This is a genomic window from Pseudoalteromonas sp. Z1A6 (assembly GCF_011378745.1).
GTDB classification, from domain to species: Bacteria; Pseudomonadota; Gammaproteobacteria; order Enterobacterales; family Alteromonadaceae; genus Pseudoalteromonas; species Pseudoalteromonas arctica.
The window spans coordinates 1-9958 of the sequence record NZ_WTKW01000150.1 but is presented as its reverse complement, the minus strand read 5'-3'; the positions used below and the strand labels follow the sequence as shown (position 1 = coordinate 9958).

Here is a 9958-nt window from a genome sequence, read left to right as displayed (position 1 = left end):
AATCCCCGCTAATTTCTTAGCAGGGATTTGTGTATAAGAGACAGCTTACTAAGCGCCTTTTTGTTTATTTAGTTCTTTTATTTAGTCTTCGTGTTTGCTTTGCGTGCTCACTAAGCTCAGTTAAACCTAATTGGTCGTAACTTTTTTCCATCATTTCAAGCGCGGGATCCAAGTAACTGCTTTGTGAGTAGTGCTCAACAACAAACTTACCTCTATTAGCAGCAGCTAAATAAGCTTCACGCTCATAATAGTAAGTGGCTACTTTTAATTCATAACGTGCCATACGATTTAAAAGCCATACTAAACGACGCTTAGCTTCAGGCGCGTAATCACTTTTCGGAAAGCGTTTTACTAGTGTCGATAAATCGGTAAATGCAACACGTGTACGGTTTGCATCTCTATCAGCTCTATCTACACCAAAGTACTCTTGGAACGCATTTTTATCTGCTTTAATGTTTACTAAACCACGCATGTAATACATGTAATCTAGGTCTTTATGGTTTGGATTTAAGCGAATAAAGCGGTCAATGGTTGCAAGTGCTTGTTCAGTATTACCTGATTGGTAATGTGCATACACTAAGTCCATTTGTACTTGTTTAGAGAATGGGCCAAACGGGTAGCGAGAATCTATTGCACTCAAAAGTTCAATTGCGCGAGCATATAAACCAGAATCTAGTGTTTCTTTTGCATCTTCATATAAAGCGTGTGCAGACTTATTCGGTACACGTTGAATGTCTTCTTGGTCTGGAGCAGACGAACAAGCGCCTAAACTAAGTACAGAAACTGAAAAAACAATGGCAAATGCACGTTTCCCTATTTTATTTATCATTTTATTTGTTACCTTCGATGTCTTCGGCTAGGCCAAGTCGGTAAAACCGAGTAAACTATGCGTATTATATTATGCTTTTATTAAAAGCGATTCTAACCCAGTCGAGCAAAGCTTGCACTGGTAAATTGGGTAAAGTTACTAATGTCAGAGCAAATTTCTCTTCAAGCCGACGTTCCAACCGAATTAGGTGGTAAACGTCTAGACCAAGTATTAGCACAATTGTTCCCTGATTATTCACGTTCTCGTATAAAAACGTGGATATTGGATGATAAAATCACCGTAGACGGTGAAATTTTCAACACTCCACGCGAAAAGCTACTAGGTGGTGAAGTTGTAAGTGTTGAAACAACAATTGAAGCACCACGCGAATACGAAGCACAAGATATCAAATTAAACATTGTTTATGAAGACGATGATATTTTGGTAATTAATAAACCAATGGGCCTAGTGGTTCACCCCGGTGCGGGTAATCCTAATGGAACAGTGCTAAACGCATTACTACATTACTACCCTGAAATAATTAACGTACCACGCGCGGGTATTGTGCATCGTTTAGATAAAGACACGACCGGTTTAATGGTTGTAGCTAAAACGATTCCAGCACAAACGCATTTAGTGACAGCGCTGCAAAAGCGTGAAAACTTTACGCGTGAATATGAAGCACTGTGTAATGGTACTATGACCGCAGGTGGTATGGTTGAAAAAGCAATTGGCCGCCATCCGACTCAGCGTACGCATATGGCAGTACATGAACTGGGTAAACCGGCAATTACACATTACCGTGTTGCTGAAAAATTCCGTGCTCATACTCGTTTACGCCTGCGCTTAGAAACAGGTCGTACGCATCAAATTCGCGTGCACATGGCACATTTAAATCATCCGCTAATTGGCGATCAATCTTATGGCGGCCGTCCGCGTCCACCTAAAGGTGCAACACCTGAGTTATTTGAGTTACTTCGTAGCTTTAGACGCCAAGCACTACATGCTGTAAAATTGAGTATTGCGCATCCAATTACGGGTGAAATGATGACATGGCAAGCACCTATCCCAGACGATATGGTTGCTATGACACTCGCATTACGTGAAGATACCAAAGCTAATCCTGATATCGATAGATAATGCACTTATTGTCAGCGACATGGCAAAACCTTCATAAAGTAGGAACGTTAAGTACTACTTGTGGAGGTGGTGTTTCAAAAATCCCATTTAAAAGTTTTAATTTGGGATTCCATGTTGGTGATAATCAAAATCATGTATCAAAAAACCGCTCATTATTAACAAATCTCCTACCTAAACCTGCCGTGTGGCTAAATCAAATTCATAGCTCTAATGTTGTTATTGTTGATGAATATTTTGATTTTGATGAGTTACACGATGCTGATGCGCTTTATACTCAGTTATTAAATCAGCCTTTGGCTATAATGACCGCCGATTGTTTACCTATTTTATTAGTGAGTGATGATGAAAAGGAAGTTGCAGCTATACATGGCGGCTGGCGAGGGCTTGAGCAGGGAATTATTAAAAATACTTTGGAATGTTTTAGCTCAAAGTGTGAAAATATAAATGCGTGGCTAGGGCCTGCAATTGGGCCAACTCGATTTGAGGTTGGGGCTGAAGTGTTTGAGTTATTTCAAAAAAGGTCCCCTTTATTTATTCAAGCATTTACACTACAAACTAATGGTAAATATCTTGCTGATATCTATGGTATTGCGCGTACTTTACTTACCCAGCAAGGCGTTAAAAATATTACGGGTGGCGACTACTGCACAGTCTCTCAAAGTGACTTATTTTTTTCTTATCGACGAGATGGACAAACTGGACGTATGGCTAGTTTGATCTGGCGCAAGTAATTCACATCTTTAATCATTATATTTCCCCCTACACCTTGAACAAATACCTAAACATACCCATTAATTAAGCAATTAGATTATTTAATAGGTAACACCATGCGTTTAGATAGATTTACAAGTAAATTTCAATCTGCGCTTTCTGATGCGCAATCGCTAGCCCTTGGTCGCGATCATCAATTTATTGAACCCGTACATTTAATGTATTCATTGCTAAAGCAAAGTGGCTCTAGTGTACGTGCATTATTTGCACAAACGGGTGTCAGCGCTGACGAACTCAACACCAAGCTTTCACAAGAAATAGAAAAATTATTTAAAGTAGAAGGTGTAGGTGGCGACGTCCAGCTATCAAACAATATGGCATCACTTATTAATCTATGTGATAAGTACGCGCAAAAACGCAAAGACAAATATATTTCAAGTGAATTATTTGTACTGGCGGCATGCGATGATAAAGGTCCACTTGGCGATATATTTAGGTCGTTAAATATTACCTCGACTAAAATTGAAACTGCAATTAAAGCGATTCGCGGCGGTCAAAAAGTTGATGACCCAAATGCCGAAGAAACACGTCAAGCGCTTGAAAAATTCACGATTGATCTAACTGAGCGAGCAGAGCAAGGTAAGCTTGACCCCGTTATTGGTCGCGATGACGAAATTCGCCGCACGATTCAGGTACTACAACGCCGCACTAAAAATAACCCTGTATTAATCGGTGAACCAGGTGTTGGTAAAACAGCAATTGCCGAGGGGTTAGCACAGCGTATTATTAATGGTGAAGTACCTGAAGGATTAAAAAATAAACGCGTACTATCACTTGATTTAGGGGCGTTAGTTGCAGGTGCTAAATACCGTGGCGAATTTGAAGAACGTTTAAAATCAGTATTAAACGAATTGGCTAAAGAAGAAGGCCAAGTCATTTTATTTATTGATGAAATACATACTATTGTAGGTGCAGGAAAAAGTGACGGTGCCATGGATGCAGGCAATATGTTAAAGCCAGCATTAGCACGCGGTGAATTACACTGTGTTGGCGCAACCACGCTTGATGAATACCGTAAATATATAGAAAAAGACGCAGCTCTTGAGCGTCGATTCCAAAAGGTACTTATTGAAGAGCCATCTGTTGAAGATACCATTGCAATATTACGTGGCTTAAAAGAGCGATATGAGTTACATCATTCAGTAGAAATTACTGACCCCGCGATTGTTGCTGCGGCGCAGTTATCTCATCGTTACATTAGTGACCGTCAGTTACCCGATAAAGCGATTGATTTAATAGATGAAGCGGGTTCTTCAATTCGATTACAAATTGACTCCAAACCAGAATCGTTAGACAAGCTTGAACGCCGTATCATCCAGCTAAAGTTAGAAGATAATGCGCTAGCGAAAGAAAAAGACGAAGCAAGTCAAAAACGCCGAGCTGAAATGCAAGAGTTGATCACCGACCTTGATGGGCAATATCGTGAGCTAGACGAGATATGGAATGCTGAAAAAGCATCACTTCAAGGCACGCAAGTAATTAAAGCCGAGCTTGAACAAGCAAGATTAGATTTAGATGTAGCGCGAAGAGCAAGTGATTTACAGCGTATGTCAGAGCTGCAATATGGGCGAATTCCAGAACTTGAACGAAAACTTGATTTAGCCTCACAAGCCGAAATGCAAGAAATGACCCTGCTTAAAAACCAAGTAGGTGAGGATGAAATTGCTGAAATACTGTCTCGCTGGACAGGAATTCCTGTTGCAAGAATGCTACAAGGTGAGCGTGAAAAGCTGCTGCAAATGGAAGATAAGTTACACAGTAAAGTAATAGGGCAAGATGAAGCGGTTGTTGCTGTTTCTAACGCAATACGACGCTCACGTGCCGGGCTTGCAGATCCTAATCGTCCTATTGGTTCTTTCTTATTTTTAGGTCCAACTGGTGTGGGTAAAACCGAGCTGACAAAAGCACTGGCTGGTTTTATGTTTGATACCGAAGATGCCATGGTGCGTATCGACATGTCTGAGTTTATGGAAAAACATTCAGTCGCACGTCTAGTAGGGGCTCCTCCAGGTTACGTGGGTTACGAAGAGGGCGGTTATTTAACAGAAGCTGTTCGTCGTAAACCTTACTCAGTGATATTGCTTGATGAAATAGAAAAGGCGCATCCTGATGTGTTTAATATTTTACTGCAAGTATTAGATGATGGCCGATTAACTGACGGGCAGGGTAGAACCGTTGATTTTAAAAATACCGTTATTATCATGACCTCAAATCTAGGCTCAGATATTATCCAAGAGCAAGCGGGTAATAATGATTACACGACCCTTAAAGCTAAAGTAATGGAAGTATTAATTAATGAGTTTAGGCCTGAATTTATTAACCGTATAGACGAGACTGTCGTGTTCCACCCGTTAGCAAACGAGCATATAAAAGAAATAGCTGATATTCAGTTAATGAAATTACGTGAGCGTTTAACTGAGATGGGATATCTGCTTGAAATAAGCGATGCTGCTCTTGAGCGAATTGCAGAAAGTGGGTTTGATCCTGTGTACGGTGCACGTCCGCTTAAGCGTGCTATTCAACAAACGATTGAAAACCCGCTGGCACAAAAGTTACTCAATGGAGACTACTTACCAGGTTGCGTGATCGTTATTGATGCAAATGACGACTCTCTGGTATTTTCCAAGCGTTAATTGTAAATAATTAAACTCAAAAGCCGCTAAAATAGCGGCTTTTTTATGTTTGTTAAACTTTAAAAGTTAGTAATAAATCGTTCACCCTACGTGAACCTTCAACAAGTTCAGCTGCTCCTTTTGCCACATTAAAGCTTAAGCTTAAGTTGTTATCTCCAAAGTCTTTAATTTGCGAAACATTATTACTAATATCATTACTAACCATTTGTTGCTCTTCTGCAGCAGATGATATTTGTATTGCTAAATGAGATATTTCACTGATTTGGATAAAAATCCCCTCTAATTCAACTTGAGTTTTATCGGTTGTCAGCACACAATTATCGGCTTGTGCTTTAGTGCTTTGCATTACTTTAGACCAGCTAAATAAAGTATCTTGTATTTCTTTAATAGAACTGTGGATTTGTGTTGTAGCATTTTGAGTACGTGACGAAAGGGTCCTTACCTCGTCGGCTACTACAGCAAAGCCTCGACCATGCTCTCCCGCTCTAGCTGCTTCAATCGCTGCATTAAGGGCAAGTAAGTTAGTTTGATCGGCAATTCCTTCTATTTCACTCATTACTTTACCAATCTTATCTGCTTCAGAGGCTAAGCTGGTGGCTGTGGTTGCAGCCTTTTCTACTTGAAAAGCTAAATCAGATACCATTTTACTATTATCTGCAATATGGTCTTTTATTTCAGAGCAACTTTGATGGGTGTTATTCACTTTATCAGCTGTTTGAGCGGTATTTACTGATATTTCACCAATGGTAGAGCTCATTTGAGTCATCGCTGATGCAATTTGTTCTAAACGCTCACCTTGCGAAAAAATGCCTTTTTCAGTAAGCGTAGATTGTTTATCTAGATCAGTTGCGATGCCATTAAAGCTTAATGTGGAGTCTTTCATACGGCCAAGAACCGTGCGCAATTTTGCGCTTAGCATTTGCTCTCTATAATCACTTACGCTATGCGGTGTATGGCCGCTGTAAATATAGCGAGAGATTGAATCGGCTTTTGCTTTTTGTTCGCGTAATATTTTAGGGGTAACAATCAGTTCGTCGTAATTTAGCGCAATAACTAAGGCGCACATCAATAGGCTAATTACAGCTAAAGAGATTGATCCCGTAACAGCAATAAAAATCAGCCAAAGTAATAGGCATATAAAAGTAATGCCTTGTCTTATTGTGGTGTGTTCTCGTAGTTTAAATGATGACTTATTGGCATTTATTTTGTTGTAAAGAGCGTGTGCACGTTGCTTAAGTTGAGAGCTTGCTTTAGTTCTTACTGATTGATAACCAACAAGTCGGCTATGCTCAAAAATAGGGGTTACAAAGGCATCTACCCAATAATAACGGCCATCTTTACAGCGGTTTTTAACCATGCCGCGCCACGAGTGCTCTTGTTTTAATGTTGCCCACATTTCTTTAAAGGCCGCTTTTGGCATATCAGGGTGACGAACAATATTATGATGCTGACCGATAAGCTCTTGTGCGCTATAACCTGCTACAGAGCAAAACTCTTGATTGACGTATGTTATTACACCCTTGAGGTCGGTAGTAGAAACAAGCTCTTGTGACTCATCAAAGTATACTTCTTTATTTTTTAAGCTTTTATCATTGTGCATTATGTTTATTATCATCCTTTATTGTTGCTGTCATTATATTGGTTACACACTACAAAGCAAAAAATAGCGTCTTTCCTTTTATGCTCATAAGGCAAATAATTGTTTTTATTGATCTAGATCAAATTTAAATATCGAGTAGCTAAATTGAACTCATTTTAAATAAGTTCCGGTCTATTATTTTAGGCTTATATTTTGCGTATTTAATTTATACTTAAATACGCATTTAAAGCATTTGTATAATGCCCAGAGCAATGGCAATATTACGACTTAATATAATGATGTTGGTCATATTGAGCGCATGTATAGAGTGGGTAAATAATTATTAACTTAGAAAAATTATATTGTTCTAGCAATTTATACCAGTTGCATTAAATAAGTGAACAATTATAGCGCTAAGAAAATAGCACAATAACAAGGCGAAAATTATGACATATAGTTGTTCTATATGAATAATTTTTAACGCAGTGAGTGCGCTATTTAATGCGATAGAATGATCATATTTTCAATAAAATTGGTATTAATCTTGAGTCTAAGTAATTAGCCCCCATAACCTTATGATTAAGCCACGTGGCCCGAGGAAAGATTTTTTGACAACACATGATTTAACTAACGCACTTGAAGCGTTATCAGTAAATGAGCACCAACATGCAGTTAAAGGCATTAAACGTGGCATAGAGCGAGAGTCGCTAAGAATACAAGATAATGGTGCAATATCACCTCAAGGTCACCCAAAAGGTGTGGGCAGTGCGTTAACTAACGGCCATATCACAACTGATTTTTCCGAGTCTTTACTTGAATTTATTACTCCAGTTAGTGAATCGTCAACGCAAACGCTTAAGCAATTAAAAGACCTTCAAAAGTTCACTCTAGAAAAAATGGGCGATGAACTACTTTGGCCCATTAGCATGCCGTGTTTTATTGAGCACCAAGACGATATAGTGCTAGCTCAGTTTGGTAGTTCAAATACTGGTCAAATGAAAACACTATACCGTGAAGGATTAAAAAATCGCTACGGTAGTATGATGCAAGCAATTGCAGGTGTTCACTTTAATATTTCATTCCCAGATACGCTTTGGCAGTCACTTCATTCTTTACAAAAAAGCAATGCAAGCCTTCAAGATTTTATTTCAGAAGGCTACTTATCGCTTATTCGTAACTTTAAACGCGAACTATGGCTAATAAGTTACATGTTTGGCGCATCGCCAGCATTGTGTAACTCATTTTTGCAAGGTCGAAAAACTGACTTACCATTTAAAAAACTAGGTAAAGGCACGCTTTACTTAGAAGTTGGTACAGCACTGCGTTTAGGTAATTTAGGTTATACAAATAGCGCTCAGTCGTCACTACGCGTAATGTATAACTCGTTAGATGAATATGTAGCGGGCCTTAAAAAAGCAATCAACACACCATCAGAAATTTATGGTGATCTTGATGACTACAAGAGTGAAAACCCTAAGCAGTTAAATAAAAATATTCTGCAGATTGAAAACGAATTTTACTCGCCAATTCGTCCTAAGCGCAATGCGAAAAGTGGCGAAACGCCAACGGATGCATTGCTTCGAGCAGGCATTGAATACGTAGAAATTCGCGCATTAGACGTTAACCCGTTTAGCGAAGTTGGTATTGATATTGAGCAAATTCACTTTTTAGATGTGTTTTTAACGTATTGTTTATTAAAAGATTCAGCTCCAATGGATTGGAAAGAACAAGCACGTAGTACTGAAAATCTCGACACAGTAGTAAACCAAGGTCGAGAAGAAGGGCTAATGCTTAACTTTAATAACACACAGCGTAGCCTTCAGTCGTGGGGCGATGAAATATTTACCCAGCTTACAGATGTCGCTAAATGGATGGATAATGCTTATGGTGTTAACTATTACTCAGATACTATAAAGCGCATGGCAACGTGGATACATAATCCAGAGCTTACTTACTCTGGACGTTACGTGTCACAATTAAAAGAGTCTGGTTTAGACAACGGTCACTTTGCACTAGCATTGGCTAGTAAATATAAGCAAAGCCACGCAGATACTGACTACAGCGAGTTTTTAAAGCCTTGGCTGGAACAACAAGTTGTAGAGTCTAACGAAGCACAAGCTGCAATTGAGCAAGCAGATACCCAGTCATTTACCGCGTTTTTAGATGCGTATTTTGACGGTAAATAACCTTAGTATTTAGCAACATTTAAGCAAAAAAACGCAGCCTAAGTTGGCTGCGTAAATATATTCAGGGATGAATTAATGCTGTACTGGTGCATTCATTGAGTCAGACCCACACTTTTTAGAAAAGTTCTGTGAGATCTTAGAAAAATGAAAAAAAATGCAATTATCCTATCTCTCGCCATTACTTTAGCCGGTTGTGCTACAGCGCCCCCAAAGCAACCTAACGATTTATGTAAAATCTTTGAAGAAAAGCCCGATTGGTATTTCGATGCAAAAGATGCACAAGAAAAATGGGGTTCTCCCAAGCATGTACTCATGAGTATGATGTACCAAGAAAGCTCATTTAAGCATGATGCCGCTCCGCCTATGGAGTACTTCTTATGGATAATTCCTACCGGTCGCGCAAGTGATGCCTATGGTTACTCGCAAGCTAAAACACCAACATGGTCTGATTATATTCGTGAAACAGGCAACAACGGTGCTGATAGAGATGACTTTGACGATGCAATCGACTTTATGGCGTGGTTTGTTTATAAAACGCATAAAGTAAATAAAATATCTAAATGGGATGCTTACGCACAATACCTTAATTATCATGAAGGTTGGGGTGGGTATAAGCGTGGCACGTACAAAAAGAAAAAGTGGCTAATGGGTGTTGCGAACAAAGTTAAGCACAGAGCGAGCCGTTATGGTGCGCAATTAAAACACTGCGAAGAAGAGCTTGATAAAGGTTGGTTTGAACGTCTTATATTTGGCTAGATAATTATTAATGGATATAAAAAAGGAGCCAATTGGCTTAATGCCAGTCAGTTAAGCTGACTGGCATTTTTCTTTTTATGGGGAT

7 protein-coding genes are annotated in these 9958 nt (G+C 39.2%); 5 read left to right on the top strand and 2 right to left on the bottom strand.

Features of this window, described 5'->3' with window-relative positions:
* Window positions 1–64: 64 nt before the first annotated feature.
* Entirely contained in the window at window positions 65–829 is a 765-nt protein-coding gene (locus GQR46_RS10930; RefSeq protein ID WP_007581382.1) for an outer membrane protein assembly factor BamD, read from the bottom strand.
* 141 nt (window positions 830–970) lie between these two features.
* Between GQR46_RS10930 and rluD the strand changes: the two genes are divergently transcribed.
* From rluD to clpB, 3 genes are all read left to right on the top strand, one after another.
* Window positions 971–1948 (top strand): 23S rRNA pseudouridine(1911/1915/1917) synthase RluD, encoded by a 978-nt coding sequence (rluD, locus tag GQR46_RS10925; RefSeq protein WP_007581384.1) that lies wholly within the window; start codon window positions 971–973, stop codon window positions 1946–1948.
* A complete protein-coding gene (gene pgeF, locus GQR46_RS10920) occupies window positions 1948–2679 on the top strand; it encodes a peptidoglycan editing factor PgeF (protein ID WP_165729576.1) in 732 nt (243 codons plus the stop codon). The genes rluD and pgeF overlap by 1 nt, the downstream gene beginning before the upstream one ends.
* Before the next feature lie 96 nt (window positions 2680–2775).
* Window positions 2776–5352: an ATP-dependent chaperone ClpB gene (gene clpB / locus GQR46_RS10915; RefSeq protein WP_007581388.1), complete on the top strand. Its 2577-nt coding sequence runs from the start codon at window positions 2776–2778 to the stop codon at window positions 5350–5352.
* Between the two features lie 52 nt (window positions 5353–5404).
* Here clpB and GQR46_RS10910 read toward each other — a convergent pair whose 3' ends face one another.
* The gene (locus GQR46_RS10910) at window positions 5405–6952 is read right to left on the bottom strand and encodes a PAS domain-containing methyl-accepting chemotaxis protein (protein WP_165729583.1); all 1548 of its coding nucleotides are present in this window, start codon (window positions 6950–6952) and stop codon (window positions 5405–5407) included.
* A gap of 587 nt (window positions 6953–7539) precedes the next feature.
* Here GQR46_RS10910 and gshA point away from each other — a divergent pair.
* Together gshA and GQR46_RS10900 are read left to right on the top strand one after the other, a co-directional pair.
* Window positions 7540–9117: a glutamate--cysteine ligase gene (gene gshA / locus GQR46_RS10905; RefSeq protein ID WP_165729582.1), complete on the top strand. Its 1578-nt coding sequence runs from the start codon at window positions 7540–7542 to the stop codon at window positions 9115–9117.
* Window positions 9118–9261: 144 nt separating this feature from the next.
* Complete coding sequence (locus tag GQR46_RS10900) at window positions 9262–9873, top strand: transglycosylase SLT domain-containing protein (protein WP_010554629.1); 612 nt, start codon at window positions 9262–9264, stop codon at window positions 9871–9873.
* Window positions 9874–9958 lie beyond the last annotated feature (85 nt).